Raw genomic sequence first — 19,273 nt, 5'->3', positions numbered from 1 at the left:
CGAAGTATACCAGCAAGCGCCAAGATGGTATGGCAGCGATTTGATTACTTGGATACTTGGATACTTGGATTATTAAGGAAATTTGATCATGGGAGAAGCAAAAAGGCGGAAAGAAATGCTCGGCGAGAACTACGGCAAGGGCGATCCGATCGTGCCCTGGCTGCCATTCTGGACGAAACAAAGTGCAGCTAAGTTTATTGAAATTAGCTCCAAGGCGGCCTGGATTGGCATCGGCCTGATGATCGCCACCTGGATTACAATTCGCTTCATTGGCCCTGCTTTGGGTTGGTGGCAGTTGGTGGATTAGCAATTTCTACTTTCTGCGATCGCCGCGATCGCTTACAAACCTAATCATGCATCAACGCTCGATCAGCGGTTATTTCAAAGCCGATCGAATATTCAAATATTCCCGCAAATAATTATATTATTAACCCTTTTGCCCATGAGTGCGATCGAATCAAGCCCAACCATTACCGACCAGTCCTTTTTGCCCTACCTGGATGAAAGCGGCGACATTGCGCCAGAGTTGGCTGGCAAAATTGGCGTATATGGGATTTTTGATGCCGATCGCAACTTGCAATATGTGGGCATCTCGCGGGATATTGCCACCAGTTTACGGCTGCATCTGGTCAGAGTGCCCGATCGCTGTCATTGGCTGAAAGTGGCCACGGTGGACAAACCCAGCCGCACCTTATTGAGAGAAATTCAAACCAGTTGGCAGGGTGACCTGGAATTGGCGGAAGAAGATCGCCAGCTTTGGGAGCAACCGCTCGATTGTAAAAAGTTGATGACCGAGGCGGAGCAAGAGCAGTTATCGAACACGATCCTAGATATAGAAATAGAAAGAATCCTTAAAAATGTGGCGCGACGGGTGGAAAAGGAGATCATGGCCAAGATCGAGGCACGGGGCGCTAAGTTTGCGATCCGGTTTAACCCCAAGCGGAAGGCGGAAGGGATTTTGGATATTAAGTAAAGTAGAGTATTTAAGGTGATCTCAGGATAATTCAGCCCTGGCAGTTTGCTCCAATCGTTCGGCGATCCATACCTTGATGATCGATTGGCGGGTCACACCAAGGCGATTTGCTTCATAGTCGAGCGCTGCGATCATCCAAATTGGAAAATCTACGTTAACCCGCCGCTGATCATGGTTGGGACGGCGAGCTTTTGAAAGATCGAGGAATGCCGTGATGTCTTCCCCGTTGTTGAATTTCTGATCAAAATCTTTTGCTTTCATAAATTTCTATCTCTTCCACGCGGGCGCGGCGAACTGAAATAATGCGGACTTTGTCGTCTCGATAGGTAATCACGGCGGAGTAATGCTTGGCATTCAATCGAGCGATTACCAAATAGCGCGGCTCATCCTCGGTGCGGGCGGGAATTTCGATCCGATCGCAATCGTCCCAGAGTAATTGAGCTTCATGAAAGTCGATCCCGTGTTTTGCTTGGTTAGTTTGGTTTTTGCGATCGTCAAACTCGAATTCCATATTGCCAGCGACTTAGGTATAGTTATTATACCTTTTTTATACTATTAGCATATCATTTGTGGTACTGACAGCAGGGGGGTGAGGTTTGCCCACATCCTGCCCAAAAATCATCAAATCGACCAAACATCTACCCTATTCTACTTTGCTCATGATTCAGGAATTGTTGTCATCTAAATCATAAAATAGCTGTTATACCGAATATGCCGACGATCAGATCTAAAACATAAAAACATAAAAACATGTCCTGCCACCTCTTGATCCCCGCCGCCGGGAAAGGCACCCGGATGGGGAGCGATCGCAACAAACTACTACTCCCCCTGCTGGGCAAGCCGATCCTGGCATGGACATTACAAGCCGCGATCGCCGCCGAAGCAATTAGCTGGATCGGTGTGATCGGTCAGCCCTATGACTTACCAGACTTTGAACAGATTTTTAAGCGCCTAGCCAGCCCCAAACCAATTCAATGGGTACAGGGGGGAACCACCCGCCAGGAATCGGTTTATAACGGCATGCAAGCTCTGCCCAGTGATGCTAAGCAAGTATTAATTCATGATGGGGCGAGGTGCTTGGCTACGCCGGAGTTGTTCAATCGTTGCGATCGCGCCTTTGCGGACTTTGAAGGGTTCATTGCCGCGATCCCAGTCAAGGACACAATCAAAGTGGTCAAAGATCAGGTGATTGTCGATACGCCCACCAGGGATAATTTGTGGGCAGCGCAAACCCCCCAGGGCTTTCTGGTCGATCCACTTAAGCAAGCCCATGCAAAGGCTAAAGAGTTGGGTTGGGTGGTCACCGATGATGCGGCCTTATTTGAAAAGGTGGGCTTGGCTGTCAACATTGTGGCGGGGGAAGAAACCAACTTGAAAGTAACCACCCCGCAGGACTTGGCGATCGCCGAGTTTATCCTCAACCACCGCTAGCGATCGTTGTTAAAGACCTAACCAACTAATCAACCACAAGCCAAAGCGATATTTTCAGGTTATGTTAACAACCATCGATCGCCATACTCATGTAACCTTAAATATGCAAACATGCGATGATTTTTGTAAACACAAGTCGCACCTAATAGTTGCAAATCACCATTGCATCTCTATTAAGTACCCATAAGTCAAAAAATTAAGTTAAGGAGTAGAGCATGACTCGCGCGATCATGGAAACCGAGAAAGGCACGATTAATCTCGAACTTTTCGATCAAGATGCCCCCAACACCGTTGCCAATTTTGTGAAGCTGTCCAAGGAAGGTTTCTATGATGGGCTCAATTTTCACCGCGTCATTCCTGATTTTATGATCCAGGGTGGTTGCCCCAACGGCACTGGTACTGGTGGCCCTGGCTACACAATTAAATGTGAAATTAATAAAAACAAGCATGAAGCTGGTTCGCTTTCAATGGCTCATGCTGGCCGCGATACCGGTGGTAGTCAGTTCTTTATTTGCCATTCCCCCCAACGCCACCTGGACGGTGTGCATACTGTGTTTGGTAAGACCGAGGATATGGATGTGGTGAATGCGATCGCAGGCAAGGATAAGATTATCTCGGTTAAGATCGAGGAATAATTTTTTCCAATCACCAATAAAATTTCTGGGTAAGGACAAGCTGCGATGGTTTGTCCTTATTCTATTTTTATTTTATTTTTAACCTGATTCAATTTAGTGTCCGGTTAAAGGTAACCTAGTCCTGCGATCGGCTTGCGTCAGTGACCGCTTATCAAAGCACTTTTCAATAATCATGAAACCAATTAAAACAATCGAAGCATACCAAAAACCACCATCACCCAAGACCTATGCCGCTGGTGAAATTATTTTTAGTCAGGGTGAAACTGGCAGCCTTATGTATGGGGTGATCAGTGGGGAGGTGGAAATGCAATTGAATAGCAAGGTGATCGAGACAATCAGCATGGGTGATGTGTTTGGTGCAGGCGCTCTGGTACATGACGATCATTTACGCACCTCTACTGCGATCGCTAAAACTGAATGTCTCATTGGCTTTCTCGATCAAAAACATTTTCTATTTGCCATTCAGCAAACCCCCATGTTTGCGATCGAAGTGATGCGTAGCTATTCCGATCGGTTTCGGCGTTTGAAGGAATTATTTTAATCGCATTGAATTCCTTCCATTTCTAGATTGAGTGATGACAACCTTTCATACCGTTTTAGTTTTTAGATGAAACATATTTTTAAGCGGCGATCCATCTGAGCAAGGCTTATGACTCGGCATTTGGATCACCTATTTCCTAATTTGGTATCAGGCGATCGTGAGCAGTAATCGAGTTGGGATTTGCAAACCTCTGTCAAGCTCAAGTTACCGGGTGGGGTTGAGGTTGAGTAGAAGATGACTTAGCCAAGAACTTTTGTAATTTCTGGCGATCGACCGCTGCACCCTGAAAATTTGGCTTGATTGCCAACACTTGGGCATAGTAGTCATCAGCGATTTCATAATTATTGAGTTGGGTATGCAAACTAGCCAGCTCGTACGCCGCTTCACATGGTTTTGATTTTAATTGGAGCGCGGTTTGATAACAAGTAATGGCATTTTCATTGTCGTCTAGTTTGACCAGGATGCGGCCATAGTTTAACCAGGCCAGATAATAATCTTGCTTGAGCCGGATTGCTTGCCCATAGCATTCGATCGCTTCGGCATAGCGCTGCAAACTGGCCAGCACACTACCGCGATTGAGCCAGGTTTCCGGCAGATTTGGCTCGTGGACGATCGCCTGTTGGTATGCCAGCAATGCTGCTTCATAGCGCTGGAGTCGTCGCAGTAAATTGCCCTTGTTATTCCAGGCTTGATAGAAATCCGGCTTGATATTCAAGGCTTCGTCATATACTTCCAGGGCTTCATCGTAGCGTTCCAGTTCAACCAGCGATCCCGCTAAATTATTCCAGGCGCGATAGCAACCAGGTTTGGCATTAATCGCCAGGTCAAAGGAAGCTACTGCCTCCGTGAAACGATTGAGTTGATGCAGCGCCACGCCCTGATGATTGAGGGCAGTGTAGTAGTTTGGTTTAATTTCCAGCGCCCTGGCATAGGATACGATCGCCTGATCATATTGTTTGGCCTTGCGCAGTAAGTTGCCATGCAGATTCCAGGCTTGATAATGCTCAGGATTAAGCTTCACCACCTTCTCAAAGGCAGCGATCGCCTCAGTGGCATTACCCTGTTTCATCAAATAAACAGCACGATTAAACCAAAAAGTGTGGCTATCTTGTTCAGGCCCGTCCACAGTGGTAAGAGCCGCTAGCCACCTGATCTTATGTTCCATTAAGCCTGCCTAATTGCTCGAATCGTGAATTGCCATTCCGATTGTGTAAGCGTCCCCCACGATTAGGTTAGAAATTGTGCCTTCTCGGTAACGATCTAGCACATTCCTATTAAGCTATTATGCCCAATTTGCTGACCGATCGCAGCATGAATATTAATTAATTCCAATAATGTCAGGGGTCAGCCGTGCAAATTGACAATCCCAATCACCAGGAGCGCAGGGATTGGTTTGGCTGGTTGTTTGCTTTGATTGCTCTGTTTGCGCGATCCGATCGGATGGCTTAGGTGGCAACGCCGTAATTCTATAGGTCTTTTGGGTGGCCTGATTATGTTTGAGGGCTTCGATGCAGAGCTGGGCGATCGCAAGGCTGCTAACTGGTTGCGGTGGCTTTGCTGATTGATTGCTATTACTATTTTGTTGCCCTAATTGCTCTAATTGCCCTAATGCAATCGCTTGGCTTTGGCTTGAGTCGGTTAGATCTATAGGTTTAGCGATCGTGTAGGGGATGCCACTGCGCCGCACCTGGTTTTCTATCTTTTCAATATGCTCAGCCTTAGGATTAATATTTAGTTCTGGGCTGACTACAACTAACTGCGGTAGCTTAGAACTGCTGTATGCCTTAATATACTCTACCTCCAGGCGAAAACTACCAGCCTCAAACCGGGGATTTAACGCCCCATCATACTCAAACTTGCTCAACATCAATTGAAAAGCACAAATTTGCTCAGTGGCGATCGGCTCAGCATCCTTGACCGTCTTGGCGCGGAAAATGGGCGCAAATCGATCGAAGGGAATTTTAAGATCAATCCAGTTATTAGCCACCGTATCAAAGGAGGCACAAAAGGCGATCCCATCCCAGCGACCAGAATCACGCAGCATAAACTTATAGCGTTTGCCGTCGCCACGTACCCGCAAAGCAATGCCATCATAGGCGCTTAGATCAATGCCTGGCTCAAAGTTGCGCGATCGCACCGAGGCAAACCCACCGGAATTGGCCGTAGACACATTGCCATAGAACAACGCCGAGCGATCGCCCAGGGTAATGTTACTAGCGCTCACACCGCCCATCACCACATCATCAAGGATGCCCCAGATTTCTTTTAAATTCTTCGTATTGCTCTGGTCTGGGTTAGTTGCAGACTCTTGCTCTCCAGCCTGCCGAAAATCAAATAACATTCGATCTTGATCGGGCTTGAGCCAGGACTTAATGCGATCGATCAACTCATTTGGATCTAGATTGCCCAGCGTTTCAGAATCATCTACATTGAGATTGAGCAAAGCATCTAGACAGAGAAAAACTACATCGGCATTAGTTACAGCATTAGTAGATGTAGCATTTGCTGCAAAAAAATTAGCCGACTGAATTCGATAGCCAGAGTTACCTAAAAACTGAGTTAACTGCTTACCCACCATGCCCCGATCGCCTACCACGATCGCCAGCAACGGAGCCAGCACAGAAGGATCGGGCTTAGGATCGTTGCGAGTACCCAGCCAACCCAATACATCAATCTGCTGGAGCCAGGGCAGCACTTCAAAATAAGTCAGGGTTTGGTAAAACTTACCTAGATCCCATTTACTAGAATTTTGGTTGGCATTAGCGGCGGAGTCGGATGAGGAGGTGTTAGGACTCATGGTTAGGAAAAGATTGCAAAAGCAACTGGCTGGAAATTATTTAGAATTATTATTGGCTAAATCTGCTCCAAAAACGACCACCTCAAGTTATAAATCTTCAGGCAGAGGCGCGATCGCCCCTGAGTAATCTATGGCAACGTAATCTATGGCAACGTAATCTATGGCAACTAAAAAATGGTGGGGATTATTTATTAATCCTGTTTATACAACCAGGAGATGTTGATCAAGGGGTAAAATATAGCTGATCAGTTGCCTAGGAAAAGATCGATGGAAATAGGTGCATACGCTCCAGATTTTGAATTGCCAAGCGCTCAAGGTGATGTGATTCATCTATCTAAGTGCCTGGAAGCCTACAAAGCGGTGGTGGTGGTATTCATGTGTAACCATTGTCCCTATGTCAAGGCATATCGGGAACGGCTGGTGCAGCTCCAGGCCGATTATCAAGATCAAGGCGTTTTGCTGGTGGGGATTAATGCCAATGACTCGAAAAAATACCCCGAAGACGACTTCGACAAAATGAAAACATATGCCCAGGAATGGGGCTTGAATTTTCCTTACCTGCGCGATCGCACCCAGGATGTAGCTGAAGCATTCGGCGCGAAATGTACACCAGAACCGTTTGTGCTCGATCAAGATGGAATTTTGCGCTATAACGGCCAGATTGATGATAGCTATCGTGATCCGGCGGCGGTGACGCAGCATAATCTACGCGATGCGATCGATCAGGTACTTAAGGGTGAAACTGTGACGGCTGATATGTCTCCGGCGATCGGTTGCTCGGTCAAGTGGTCGGCTTAGTTAGAACATGTGGGTGGGCAAACTCAAACCTAAATGAACTGGCACATCCAAATTCAAGATGGCGAGCCAGTTTGTCCTGCTAACACAGTCGAATTTTGATCGCCACTTATTACTTTATCTAAATAGAGCAATTACATATAGCAATGAGATTTTGTCTTCGGCTTGTCTACCGCGGAGTAGATTAGAAGCAAAGAACTGTAATAGAATTACATAGACCTCTTGGCATTTATTTACGCATTAATTAACAGGGCGATCGCCATGATCTTACTTATGCTGATCGTTCTGCTCGATTCAGGCATCTAAGCCGCGACGTTGCAGCAACTATGATTACCCACCACATGTCTTGGGTAAATATTAATTAAATTAATACCAGCTCACTAGTAAATTTTCAGGATCTTGATTCCGTCTATGCTTTTAAAATCAACCACCCGTCACATCCAAATCTACACTGCCACAGTTGATGCTGAGAGAAACGAGTTAATTGATAGCGACAATCAACTGACCCTGGATGTCGATCCAGATGATGAATTTAACTGGACTGATAATGCGATCAAAAAGGTTTATCAACAGTTTGAAGCCCTCGTTGCCGCCTATAGTGGTGCGGATTTAACTGAATATAATTTGCGCCGGATTGGCTCCGATCTAGAGCATTTTGTGCGATCGCTACTGCAAAAGGGTGAAATCACCTATAACTTGAACCACCGAGCGCTTAATTATAGTATGGGTCTGCCCCAGGTAGTAAACACCGAAGCTCAGGCGGCTGAGGAATAATCAGACCATTAAGACCATAAATAATTAGCAAATCAACCTACTAAAATCATGGCAGAAGAAAAAACAGCAAAGAAAGCAAAGCCCGAAAAGCCCCCCGAACCAGAAGAATTGCCATTTGAGCAGTTTATTAATGAGCATTACCTGCCATCTCTGGCCAAGGCTCTAGCGGAAGACGGCCTGAGCGATCTGCAACTTCAGTTTGATAATGGTCAAGTCCGGGGCAAATGGCTAGGCAATCAACGCCAATTTACGGTTTATTTTGCTATACCAGATATTGGCGGCCAAAAGGCTTTTTCTTGCGCCGATCGGGGGTTTGAACCCGCCACGATCGAACCATTCATGGTGGATGAGCGCAAAACGACGCTGGATTTACTGGTGTTCTATGTGCAGCAGCGGCTCAATGGCCAAAAGTGGCTGGCTCCCAACTAGGTTGATATTAAGCCGATATTAGGTTGATATTAGGTCGATCATGATCTTGCCTAATCGCTCCTGATAGATTCTGATAGATATAGATCCTGATAGATATAGCAATACCCGATCATCCCCATTGATATTGATGCATATCTGCGGGGAATGTTTGCACCGTTACGCTGGGCTGCTATATTCATTTTGTCGATCGATTAATTGATATTTGATATAGGTTAGCCAAGCTTGAAACGCGTAATCCTGTCCATTCTTTCGGTGCTGGCGATCGCCTTTTTAGGGCTGACCCTGGCAAATAGCTGGACTCATCCACAAGTACAGACCAGATTGGATCTGATGCAAACTGATGTTGTTCTGGAAGCACTGCAATGGCAACCTGAAGAGGGCGGTGATACTGCACGGCAAATTTTGATTGGTGGTAGTAGCAGTAATGAATACTATCAACAGGCATTAGAAAAATATCTGACAGTGCGGCAGGCGGGCCAAGAGGAGCTGGCTAAAATCAACCAGCTTTTGCAGCAGCGATCGATCACGGCGGCGCAGAGCAGTCGGCTCAATCAACAATATCAAGAGCAAGATGCCAGTCTAGCTGAGCTGGATGTCAACATCGGCTTACTCATGGCCAGTCTCGATCGTCCCTCTCAAGCCCTATCGACGTGGGAGATAACCGCTCAAAATCAACCTATAATCGCTGTTGATCCATCCGCTTATGCCCTGACCGCCCAGGTATTGAGGGGATTATGGAATGAGCCAATTTTGCTGTTGCCAGAGGCCGAACGCCAGATCAATACCACCCTATCCGGTTGGTTTCGCAACCAAGCCCTAGAGAAACTCTATCGATCGCAGCAGCGCCAGGAAAGCCTCCAGGAACTAGTAATATTGCGCCAAGAGGGAGCAATCCAGGCATTTAATCGAATTGCGCTGGCCAATGCAGTGCCGATCCTCGGTGGTGGCTTGGGGCTAGTTTTGTGGGTTTATTTGGGTATAAGACGATTGGTAGCGGCGGAGCGCTCCTGGCTCCAATTAACCGATCAAGATCGCAAATGGCCAGTGCCCTGGGATGGCGAAGAAACATGGGAAGTCATGTTGTTGTGGTTTACTGCGTTTGTGGGCATCTCGCAGATTTTGCTGCCAGTAGTTTTAGGGCTCCTGCGTCTGATCCCCGATGATTCATGGCAATCGCGCGATCGGGCAATATTTGTGCTTTTGTCCTATGTGGCCTACATGTCGCCAGTGTTAATCATTTTGCAGCAGCGTCTTAAACCATTTATGCCACTGCCGGAAACACTATTCAGGCTGAAGCTAAATCCTCCTAGCTGGTTAGGGTGGGGTATTGGTGGCTACCTGACGGCGATCCCGATGGTGTTTGTGGCCTCGGTGCTAAGCGAACAACTGTTGCAGGGCAATGGTGGTGGTAATCCGCTTTTGGAAATATTGGCGGATAATAATGATGGTGTTGCCAAAATAGTGCTCTGGCTGACCCTGGCGGTGGCTGCGCCATTTTTTGAGGAAATTTTATTTAGAGGGTTTCTGTTGCCCTCATTAACCAAGCTAATGCCATTCTGGGCGGCGCTGTGCCTGAGTGGACTAACCTTTGCGGTCACACATCAAAACCTCTCTGATATTATTCCCTTGACCATTTTGGGGATCGTGCTGGGATTTGTGTATGTGCGATCGAAGAATTTATTAGCGCCAATGTTGCTCCATTGTTTATGGAATAGTGGCAGTTTCCTCTCGCTTTTGGCTCTGAATGGTTGAGCCTATATTCACGCAATTCATATGAACTACTTGCAGTCTGGCGTAGACATATTAATCAGCGTATTGGCAGACAATGAATATGCCGTGATTGAACTGATCATACATCTTATATATTTAGATATGTAGTATTTTATATTTAGATATGTAGATAAAATCAACCACCTGATCAGTTTGAACAATTGAACAAGGTAGTTGATTGGTATTACTAATGCTTCAATTATGGCGCAGGATAAATCAGCCGGTCGAAGTAAAAGTTCTGAATAAATATCCCAGAAACAATCCTACAATTAGGGCAATCCACTGACCAGACTCAATAAAATTATTCCAAGCCTTGGAAAAGTCTGCACCAATGTCTTGATCAAACTGCTGCGCCTGGTTATTTTGGGCAAACAGGTGATCCCAATCAAGATCGACCAGGTTCAAATTATTGGCCAAATCTAAATGCGTTAAATCAAAATTACTGAAGTTGGTTGCGATCTCATGAATCGGCTGAACCAAACTATGTGCTATGTCAATCATTGCTAATTTCCCATCCCTCCTGGCTTAAATGTTTAGCTTTGAGGCTAAATTATCTTCCTTGACTTTAAACGATCGCTAATAAACATTTATAGTTGAGTTTACTACTGACAAAATTAATTTAAGCCTAATTTTATCGATCGCCTAAGGTGATCAAGTTTAGTTTTATCATGCTTTTGGCTGATTGAAAATTTTGCCCAAGTTTAATTCATTGCTCAACCTGAAATTTCCTTGATACATAACACTAGCAAAGTCATATCATCGTTATGGCCGTGGCTATTACCAATGAATTTTTGCACACTCTCAAAAATATGATCTCGAATCGTACTGGAGCGATCCTGTTGGGGTGAGGGAGACATTGCCTTTTCGCAGGCATATTGCATACTAGCCCGCAAATTCTCTTCATCAAAGCGATCGCCTTCCTGGTTGGCAGCCTCGGTCAGGCCATCGGTATAGTAGAGCACCACATCACCGGGTTCAAGCATAATCTTGGCCTCTTCATATTTAGAACCAGCCTCTAGGCCAATCAGGGAGCCAAGCGTATCGAGGGCATGGACTGTATTAGTTTGCGATCGCCACAACAAAGCCGGCGTATGGGCAGCATTACTATAGGCCAGCATCCTTGATTCTGGGTCATATTCAGAATAGAACATGGTCACGAAGCGATTTGACTTTTCGAGATCGTCATACATCACCTGGTTAAGATGCTCTAGAATCCTGCCCGGACTATGGCCATTCAGCACCTCTGCCCGCAGCATCCCCCTGGTCATGGTCATGATTAATCCAGCCGGAACCCCCTTGCCCATCACGTCTGCAATCACCAGGCTCCAGCGATCGCCCTTTTTGACCGGAATAAAATCATAGTAATCGCCGCCAACTCGATTGGCCGTGAGGCACTTGGCTGCCAGTTCAACCCCTGCGATCGCGGGGCAATTGCGGGGCAGCAGTTGGCGTTGAATTTCTGCGCCAATTTCTAGCTCACGATCCTGGCGTTCTTTTTTTAATAATTCGGCAGCCAGGGCATTATTCTCAAGCCCCACCGCAGTTTGGTCGGCCACCAACCGCATTAGTTTCTGACGATTTTCGCCCCAGGCATAGTTGGGCTTGTGGCTGAATACATAGAGTCGGCCCCGCACCGCATTTTTGACAATGATCGCCGTGCCAAATAACTTGACATCGCCACCTAGAAAGCGACTGATCATATCGTCTAGGGCGGCGGCTGAGCCAGAGCTTGCCTGTTGAGTAGCCCGATCGATCGCCGATCGCACCTGTTGGGGTCGCATCACTGCCGGATCATCAATGCAATGCAGCGATTCCAAATACATTTCGCCGCTGGATTTAAATAAAATTAAAGCGCCACCATCGGCATCGGTCACCCTGGTGGCAATCAGCGGAATTAGTTCCAGAAATTGATTTAAATTGCTATAGCTACGCAGGGCAAACCCCAGAAAACTGAGCAATTCCTGGATTTTGGTTTGCTCCTGGGTTAGTTCTGTAATTAGGTCTTTTAAATCTTTGATCACTACCTTACCAGAGCTGGTTTCGGGGCGCGGCTCTTGCGATCGAGATGGTCGTCGTGGGGGCAGTGATATGGACATAGAAAGGCAATGGGGCTAGATTGCTTTGCTACCTTTATTGCGGGTTTGATGTACTAGATGTATCAATTTCAATTGCTTGTGATTGAACTGATTGGATTGGTTGCGTCTAGATCAAGCTATTAAGGCACTTAAGCACATATATATAGACTTAGACTTGCAAATATGCAAAATACGATCGAATAACCTTTAATTAACATAATTAGCCAATCACTTGCACAGCGATTGATTGTTAATTAAACAATATTGGTTGGATAGTAGCAAATTGGCTTGATAAAGAATAGTAGCTGGAAGATATTTGTTAAGTTTTTAGTAAACAATTACGATCGAAATTGGTTTGTCGATCGTGACAAATTAACTTTATTTTGATTAATCAAACGCCTTAACTAACTTTGTTGGCGACAGCTTAGCATTGATCTAGATATTTGAGCAGCTAATTAATTTAGCGTTTACCGATCTTGCATCACATTAGCGATCGCTGTTGCTTAACTTGGCAAGTTGTTTAGCGGAAGAGTTGAATTTGGTTAAATTTTTTTTAAATAGCGCTGAACCAGGCCGATTAATCATCTTTTGATTACCGAATAATCTGACCTGTTTTTATGGGTTTTTAAGAATATTCTTTCGATCGCCAATCTTGTTGCTGTAGTTTAACTAGTTTTTGCGCTATTTGGCTAGCTTTTCGTTAATTACTAAGCAAAGCTTCCACAAACTCATAACTCGAAAAAGGCCGCAGATCCTCGATCCCCTCGCCCGCACCAATAAACCGGATCGGTAGCTTAAGCTGTTGCACCACCGCCAGCGCCACGCCACCTTTGGCGGAACCATCCAGCTTGGTCAGCACCACTCCCGAAACCTCCGCTGACTTGGAGAAAACCTCCGCCTGTCGCAGGCCATTTTGCCCCAGGGTTGAATCCAGCACCAGCAAAGACTCTATTTTGGCATCGTTAGCCTTTTTGTTCACGATCCGCCGGATCTTGCTCAGCTCATCCATCAGGTTCTTTTTATTCTGGAGCCGTCCCGCTGTGTCTACCAATAGCAACTCACTATTACGGGATTGGGCTGCACCGATCGCATCAAACACCACCGCCGCCGGGTCAGTATTTTGGCCAGGGTTGGCAATCACCTCCACACCAGCCCGATCGCCCCAGACCTTTACCTGTTCCACCGCAGCGGCTCGGAATGTATCGGCGGCGGCAATAATTGTCTTATAGCCCGATCGCCTGGACAGATGGGCAATCTTACCGATCGTGGTGGTTTTGCCCGCACCATTCACACCCGTGATCAGCCAGATGTTTAGTTGATTGCGTTCTGGCTCCAGAGTGGGCTTATAGCGACGGCCTTTGCCCTGCGTTGGCTGATCCAGCATATCGCGCAGCAATTGCTTCAGGTAAGCGATCGCTTCTTCGGCGGGGAGATCTTCAATTTCTAGTTTGTCCTGCAAAGCGGTGATGATTTTATCGGTAGCTTGTACCCCCACGTCTGCTTGCAATAGTAATGCTTCGAGATCATCGATCGCTTCTTGATCTAAGGGCCCCTTGCCAACTGCCGCCTTGAGGCGATTGACCATGGTCAGCCGCGTTTTGGTCAAGCCTTGCCGCAACTGCTTCAACCACACAATCTCCTCCGAAGAAACATCCTCCGGTCTGCGCCCCTGTGCCGCTAGGACTTCCGCTGACCATAAAAAACCTTCATCGAAATCAACGGTTGGCGTGGGTGGGATTGCTGGCTTGGGCGGAGGGGTTGGCGCTGATGTAGGATCGGACTCAGCGTTAGTTTGGGTGTTATTAATTTCTGGTTGAACTTGAATTTCCTCTGGCTCTGGCTCGGAAATGGATTCAGGCTCAGATTGTGTTGCTTCAGGTTCTTGATCCAATGCGGTTGCAGTTTCGATCGATTCTTCTGGGCTTACCTCTGGCGCGATCGTGGTGGCGTTATCGATCGCTGCGGTTTCAACGAGTTCTGCTGGTTCGCTAGCTTCAGGTTCAACCGTCTCATTAATTTCAGTAGTTTCAGCTTGAGAAACTTGAGCTTTTGGTTCAATTGCCGTTTGCTCTGGTTCTGCTGGGGAAACTGCCGTCTCAATTCGATCAGTAGAAATAGAAGCGGTTTGCTCAGTTAAATCAGCTTGCTCGACTAATTCTGCTGGTTCAGCCTCGTCGATCGCCCCATTGCTCGCATTGTCGGCTTCAACTATTGCAACTGGTTCAGGCAAAGTTTCTGGTTGCTCTGGTTCTAGCTCTGATGCCGAATCTGATGTCAAATCCGAGGCTAATGAAGTGGCTGGTTTCGGCTCAGTAGCTTCTGGCTCCGCTGGCTTAGAATCTACCGTTTCGATCGCCGCCGTTTCTTCCTGTTCAGCGATCGTTGTGGATTCTTGGGGTTCTGGCTGCTCAGTAGTAGTGGGTTGTGCCTCTTTGTTTTGAATATTGGCATAGGCCGCCTTAGCCCACTGCAACATTTCATCTGCATCTGAACTGGTTGCTGGCTCAGCTGGACTTGGCTGATCTGGGCTAGCGGTTGCATCTGGGGCTTGATCGTCCGATTCAATCTCCGCCTTCTCCGCTTGTGGAGCAGGAGCGGTGGAAGATGGCGCTGCCTCAGCTTCGGGCTGATTACCTGTAACTTTTTCTTGCTGCCTACGAAACCAGTTGAATACCATGCCTAATTTTTATTTTTTTGACTGAGCTGCTGATTGAATGGATGAATATATCAATATTCTAGATTCTAGGAATGCTCTAATGATGAGCTGGACTAGGTCGAACATCTAGTTATTAGTTATTAGTGACTATGGTAAATGAATTGACGCGATCAACCTAGTACGGCTAGCCGACTTGACAGGTCGAAGTCATAACGAGTATGATTTAGTCACAAAGTATAGAGTGTAAAACTGCCTCAATCGACTTTATTAAGTAATAAATTTGAGTATAGATAAGTATAAAACCGATCGGTTGTTCGATTGATTTCTTGATTGAATACAGGCGGGGCAAATTTTTGCAGGCAGTGAAACGATCGCTCCTACCTATTAATTCATTTGCCTACCAATGTTTGCCTACAAGGTTTAAATTGATCTGTCCTAATCGATATCGATCGCCACAGGCAAATTCTATTCGGCTGGTCATATCTATGGGTTAACTTAAGTTCTATAGTTTTCTCTGTTATAGACAAAGTTATATAGATATATCGTATAGCAGATGTAATGACTTCGTATTTATATTAAATTTAAGTTACTCGATTAGTAAGGTCGCCCGAGCTAACCAAGTTTTTAGGCAAAAGAACAAAGCTTGAGTAAGAAAGAGGAGAGATAATAGCTCTGGGCAAATCGACCCGCCGTTTTGAGCTAGATTGAGGGAAGAAGCGATCGCTATCTTAAATTATTTAATAATTATTTGAGCGTTTAAGGATTTTTCAAGTTTCTCAAGTATTAATTATCTAGGTAGAGACGATTGGCTAATTGAGTAAAGTATTAAGGAGAATAGCAAATATGACTACTACTACAAATATTGCCGCGATTAACATAGGGATCAGCGAAGGCGATCGTAAAGATATTGTTGAGGGCTTGTCCAAGCTTTTGGCCGATACCTATACGCTGTATCTCAAAACCCATTATTTCCACTGGAATGTGACTGGCCCGATGTTCCAAACCCTACATCTTATGTTCGAGACGCAGTATCAAGAATTGGCGATCGCCGTTGATGATATTGCTGAGCGGATTAGAGTTTTGGGCTATACTGCGCCTGGTTCTTACTCGGCCTATGCGGAGCTGTCTTCGATCGCTGAAACCCGCGATGTGCCAGAAGCCACTGATATGATTCGATTGATGGTAGAAGCTAATGAAGCGGTAGTCCGCACTGCGCGTCAAGCTTTCCCGGCAGCAGAAAAGGCAGCCGATGAATCGACAGTTGATCTGCTGACCGAGAGAATGCGCACCCATGAAAAAACTGCCTGGATGTTGCGTAGCTTGCTCCAGTAATCGATCGATAATTAACTGGTAATTAATTCAGCTAGTTAATCAATAATTAGTTTCAAAAGCAGGGTGGCCTGAAGTGTTATTAAGTTAACCTTTGGGCTGCCCTAAATAATTTTCAAGTAATTTGTACCTGCTGCATCTGTGCCACCGCCGCTTCCAGGGTGCTGTCCTGCTTGGCGAAACAAAACCTTAATCCCGTTACCTCAGTTTGACTGGGATTAGTAAAGCAATTACCTGGTACTGCCGCCACCTTGGCTTCCTTCGCCAATCGATAGGCTGCCGCATTGGCATCCGCCGCCAGAATCGAACAATCTGTCCAGATGTAATAAGCGCCCCTGGGCAAAACTGGATTCAAGCCCATTTGTTGCAATGCCGGATAGAGTAGATCGCGTTTGCGTTTGTAATCTGCTGCCATTTGGTGATAATAATCGCGGCCAAAATTCAGCGCGGCCAATGCTGCATATTGGAGGGGAGCTGGGGCACAGATGGTTAAAAAATCATGGATGCGTCGCATTGCTGCGGTTAGTTCAGGGCAGGCGATCGTATAGCCCAAGCGCCATCCGGTCACGCAAAATGTTTTAGAAAAACCATTCACCACGATCGTGCGATCGCTCATCCCCTCGATCGATAGCATACAGACATGCTCACCCTCATAGAGAATATATTCATAGATCTCGTCAGTGATCACATATACGTCATATTGTTGGCACAGGTCGGCAATGATTTGTAACTCTGCCCTTGTCCACACCTTGCCAGTGGGGTTAGCTGGTGTGTTAATGATCACTACTTTTAACCCCTTTTGAAATATGGGTTCGAGTTGCTCACGGCTGATCTGCCATTGGGGCGGTTGCAGGGTCACAAATTCGGCGATGCCGCCCACCGTGGCCAGGTTAGGAATGTAGTTCTCGTAAAAGGGCTCAAAAATTAGCACCCGATCGCCTGGATCGACAAGGCTCATCAGCGCAATATTTAATCCTTCCGTCGCACCGCAACATACAGTAACCTGGGCATCTGGATCAACGCTAATGCCATTGTCCCGTTGCATCTTGGCAGCGATCGCTACCCTGAGTGCTTCTAGCCCCCAGGTGTCGGCATATTGATTGTGATCCTGGGCGATCGCATCCCTGGCTGCTTCCTTGAGTGCTTCTGGGGCGGGGAAGTCGGGTAGACCCTGTGCCAGATTGATCGCACCGAACTTGTGGCAATAGCGGGAGGCTTCGCGGATCTGGGATTCTTTGGTATTTAGCGATCGCTGGGATAGGGAATGTTTAGACACTGGGTTAGTTATTCAAAAAAAGCAACAGGTTAAGAAATGAGTATTTGACTTAATCGCCATAGGCAAAGGTGAGGATAATGAGGGCATAACCTATTTAAAGTTTTGTCCTGGCAATTATTAATTATTATCCAGTTATTATCCAGATCAGATAGATTTTTCTAGCCAACTGTTTGAGCGCGATAGAACGAAGAATTAAACTCTGCTCAAGTTGATTGAATTTGATGGAGATTCAGTAGGCTAGGTTAGCACATCGCATAAGTCGATTAGACTGATTATGATTGAAATCCCTGCCCGATCGCATTATTGGCTTACTAATGCCCGCGTCCCGACTAGTTTGCTGGCCAGTTGGGGTGAGTTTAGTGATCAAAGCGATCGTAGCGATCGTAGCGATCGGAACTATCAGGACTATCAGAGTGATCAAAGCAATCAATATGCTCATACTTTGCCAGGTAATTTTGAAATCACGCGAGAAGGTCTGGCCGCAGTTGATCTAGAAATTAAGGATGGCAAGATTACTTCGATCAAACCTGCTGTGGTTCATCAGGGGCATAATCGCGGTAATCGGTCTAATTCTCATGACAATGATGGGGTAGTAGTTGAAGAGAAGCGATCGGCCAACCAGCCCACTGCCATAAATTTAAATCCCACCATCATAAATTTAAATCAAGGCATGGTGCTGCCCTGTTTTGTGGATATACATACCCATCTGGACAAGGGGCATATTTGGAATCGCCAGCCGAATCTAAGTAATGATTTCAACGGGGCGATCGCTGCTTGTACTCAAGATCGTCAAACCTGGAGCCTTGCTGATCTAGAGCAACGGATGGAATTTGGCATCCAATGTAGCTATGCCCACGGCACCAGCGCAATTCGCACCCATCTCGATTGCCTGGAACCGCAAATGTCTATGAGTTTGCAAGCTTTTGTTAATTTGCGCGATCGCTGGGCGGGCAGGGTGGAATTACAGGCAGTATCGCTACCCATGCCACAGGAATATCTGGGCAAGAAAGGCGATCAAATTGCCATGGCCATGGCTTCTGTTAATGGGTTGCTGGGTGGGGTATTTCTGCCTCAGCCAGATCTAGATATCTATCTCGATCGGATTTTTACCCTGGCGCAAAAGTATGACTTAAATCTAGATTTTCACGTGGATGAAACAGGCGATCCAAAGTCAGTTTGCTTATCCCACATTGCCAGGGCTGCGATCAGGCATGATTTCCAGGGCAAAATTGTCTGTGGGCATTGTTGTAGCCTGGCGGTGCAGGAGCCAGAGCAGGTTAAGACCACGATCGAGTTGGTACATAAAGCAGGAATCGCCATTGTCAGTTTGCCCGTTTGTAATCTTTATTTGCAAAATCGCCAACCCGATCGCACCCCCACCTGGCGCGGTGTGACTTTATTACGGGAATTGAAAGCAGCACAAGTCCCAGTGGCTTTGGCCAGCGACAACTGCCGCGATCCCTTTTTAGCGATCGGCGATCATGACTGCCTGGAAACCTTCAAGCTTTCGGCGCTGATTGCCCACCTGGATCAGCCCTATGGCGATTGGTTGCCTGCTGTAACTAGAACTGCCGCAGACCTGATCGATCTACCCCAGGCTGGTCGGCTTGGTGTTGGTTTGGCCGCTGATTTAGTCTTATTTAACGCCCGCAATTATAGTGAGTTGCTTTCCCGCCCCCAAGTCGATCGTCAGGTAATCCGCAACGGCATGGCGATCGCGCCAGAATTACCTGCCTATCGCACTCTGGATCATCTGGTTGGCTCCTGATTTTTGCTGCTAATTTTGCCCCGA

20 protein-coding genes are annotated in these 19,273 nt (G+C 46.5%); 12 read left to right on the top strand and 8 right to left on the bottom strand.

All coding sequences use genetic code 11. The features are described 5' to 3' along the window. The first annotated feature begins 88 nt into the window (after positions 1-88). Positions 89-307, top strand: coding sequence for a DUF2839 domain-containing protein (locus tag PSE7367_RS00520; RefSeq protein WP_015163398.1), 219 nt, complete (start codon positions 89-91; stop codon positions 305-307). 135 nt (positions 308-442) lie between these two features. Further along, positions 443-973 (top strand): GIY-YIG nuclease family protein, encoded by a 531-nt coding sequence (locus tag PSE7367_RS00515; protein ID WP_015163397.1) that lies wholly within the window; start codon positions 443-445, stop codon positions 971-973. 21 nt (positions 974-994) lie between these two features. Here the strand turns inward: PSE7367_RS00515 and brnA are convergent, their stop codons facing one another. Beyond that, positions 995-1,234, bottom strand: a complete 240-nt coding sequence (gene brnA, locus PSE7367_RS00510; RefSeq protein ID WP_015163396.1) for a type II toxin-antitoxin system BrnA family antitoxin — start codon at positions 1,232-1,234, stop codon at positions 995-997. Then, positions 1,215-1,484 carry a BrnT family toxin gene (locus PSE7367_RS00505; protein WP_015163395.1) on the bottom strand — a complete coding sequence of 90 codons (270 nt, stop codon included), beginning with the start codon at positions 1,482-1,484 and terminating at the stop codon, positions 1,215-1,217. Before PSE7367_RS00505 ends, brnA begins: the two co-directional genes overlap by 20 nt. A gap of 239 nt (positions 1,485-1,723) precedes the next feature. Between PSE7367_RS00505 and ispD the strand changes: the two genes are divergently transcribed. The 3 genes from ispD (at position 1,724) to PSE7367_RS00490 (ending at position 3,580) form a co-directional block, all read left to right on the top strand. Continuing rightward, entirely contained in the window at positions 1,724-2,404 is a 681-nt protein-coding gene (gene ispD / locus PSE7367_RS00500) for a 2-C-methyl-D-erythritol 4-phosphate cytidylyltransferase (RefSeq protein ID WP_015163394.1), read from the top strand. A 215-nt stretch (positions 2,405-2,619) separates the two neighbouring features. Next, positions 2,620-3,039, top strand: a complete 420-nt coding sequence (locus tag PSE7367_RS00495) for a peptidylprolyl isomerase (RefSeq protein ID WP_015163393.1) — start codon at positions 2,620-2,622, stop codon at positions 3,037-3,039. A gap of 169 nt (positions 3,040-3,208) precedes the next feature. Then, positions 3,209-3,580 (top strand): cyclic nucleotide-binding domain-containing protein, encoded by a 372-nt coding sequence (locus tag PSE7367_RS00490; protein WP_041698254.1) that lies wholly within the window; start codon positions 3,209-3,211, stop codon positions 3,578-3,580. A 199-nt stretch (positions 3,581-3,779) separates the two neighbouring features. On the opposite strand, the gene PSE7367_RS00485 is transcribed toward PSE7367_RS00490, so the two are convergent. Continuing rightward, positions 3,780-4,745: a tetratricopeptide repeat protein gene (locus PSE7367_RS00485; protein WP_015163391.1), complete on the bottom strand. Its 966-nt coding sequence runs from the start codon at positions 4,743-4,745 to the stop codon at positions 3,780-3,782. Between the two features lie 153 nt (positions 4,746-4,898). Beyond that, positions 4,899-6,377, bottom strand: coding sequence for a CIA30 family protein (locus PSE7367_RS00480; protein WP_015163390.1), 1,479 nt, complete (start codon positions 6,375-6,377; stop codon positions 4,899-4,901). On the opposite strand from PSE7367_RS00480, the gene PSE7367_RS22855 reads away from it, so the two are divergent. From PSE7367_RS22855 to PSE7367_RS00460, 5 genes are all read left to right on the top strand, one after another. After that, the gene (locus PSE7367_RS22855) at positions 6,376-6,504 is read left to right on the top strand and encodes a hypothetical protein (RefSeq protein ID WP_264314165.1); all 129 of its coding nucleotides are present in this window, start codon (positions 6,376-6,378) and stop codon (positions 6,502-6,504) included. The two genes, PSE7367_RS00480 and PSE7367_RS22855, sit on opposite strands and share 2 nt — an antisense overlap. Positions 6,505-6,644: 140 nt before the next feature. Continuing rightward, complete coding sequence (locus tag PSE7367_RS00475) at positions 6,645-7,175, top strand: thioredoxin family protein (protein WP_015163389.1); 531 nt, start codon at positions 6,645-6,647, stop codon at positions 7,173-7,175. Between the two features lie 408 nt (positions 7,176-7,583). Next, entirely contained in the window at positions 7,584-7,946 is a 363-nt protein-coding gene (ndhM, locus tag PSE7367_RS00470) for an NAD(P)H-quinone oxidoreductase subunit M (RefSeq protein WP_015163388.1), read from the top strand. 48 nt (positions 7,947-7,994) lie between these two features. Next, complete coding sequence (locus PSE7367_RS00465; protein WP_015163387.1) at positions 7,995-8,375, top strand: DUF2996 domain-containing protein; 381 nt, start codon at positions 7,995-7,997, stop codon at positions 8,373-8,375. A 222-nt stretch (positions 8,376-8,597) separates the two neighbouring features. Further along, on the top strand, positions 8,598-10,127 hold the full coding sequence (locus tag PSE7367_RS00460) for a CPBP family intramembrane glutamic endopeptidase (RefSeq protein ID WP_015163386.1): 1,530 nt from the start codon (positions 8,598-8,600) through the stop codon (positions 10,125-10,127). Positions 10,128-10,361: 234 nt separating this feature from the next. On the opposite strand, the gene PSE7367_RS00455 is transcribed toward PSE7367_RS00460, so the two are convergent. From PSE7367_RS00455 to ftsY, 3 genes are all read right to left on the bottom strand, one after another. Beyond that, entirely contained in the window at positions 10,362-10,646 is a 285-nt protein-coding gene (locus tag PSE7367_RS00455) for a hypothetical protein (protein WP_015163385.1), read from the bottom strand. Between the two features lie 212 nt (positions 10,647-10,858). Then, positions 10,859-12,241 (bottom strand): PP2C family protein-serine/threonine phosphatase, encoded by a 1,383-nt coding sequence (locus PSE7367_RS00450; RefSeq protein ID WP_015163384.1) that lies wholly within the window; start codon positions 12,239-12,241, stop codon positions 10,859-10,861. A gap of 679 nt (positions 12,242-12,920) precedes the next feature. After that, positions 12,921-14,897: a signal recognition particle-docking protein FtsY gene (gene ftsY, locus PSE7367_RS00445; RefSeq protein ID WP_015163383.1), complete on the bottom strand. Its 1,977-nt coding sequence runs from the start codon at positions 14,895-14,897 to the stop codon at positions 12,921-12,923. 822 nt (positions 14,898-15,719) lie between these two features. Between ftsY and PSE7367_RS00440 the strand changes: the two genes are divergently transcribed. Further along, positions 15,720-16,208 carry a Dps family protein gene (locus PSE7367_RS00440; protein ID WP_015163382.1) on the top strand — a complete coding sequence of 163 codons (489 nt, stop codon included), beginning with the start codon at positions 15,720-15,722 and terminating at the stop codon, positions 16,206-16,208. 112 nt (positions 16,209-16,320) lie between these two features. Here PSE7367_RS00440 and PSE7367_RS00435 read toward each other — a convergent pair whose 3' ends face one another. Further along, on the bottom strand, positions 16,321-17,481 hold the full coding sequence (locus PSE7367_RS00435) for a pyridoxal phosphate-dependent aminotransferase (protein ID WP_015163381.1): 1,161 nt from the start codon (positions 17,479-17,481) through the stop codon (positions 16,321-16,323). 274 nt (positions 17,482-17,755) lie between these two features. Here PSE7367_RS00435 and PSE7367_RS00430 point away from each other — a divergent pair, with 274 nt between their 5' ends. After that, positions 17,756-19,249, top strand: coding sequence for a cytosine deaminase (locus tag PSE7367_RS00430; protein ID WP_015163380.1), 1,494 nt, complete (start codon positions 17,756-17,758; stop codon positions 19,247-19,249). Positions 19,250-19,273: the final 24 nt, after the last annotated feature.

This window comes from Pseudanabaena sp. PCC 7367 (genome assembly GCF_000317065.1).
GTDB classification, from domain to species: Bacteria; Cyanobacteriota; Cyanobacteriia; order Pseudanabaenales; family Pseudanabaenaceae; genus Thalassoporum; species Thalassoporum mexicanum.
Note: the sequence above shows the minus strand (reverse complement) of the source record. Positions and strands in the feature narration are given on the sequence as shown.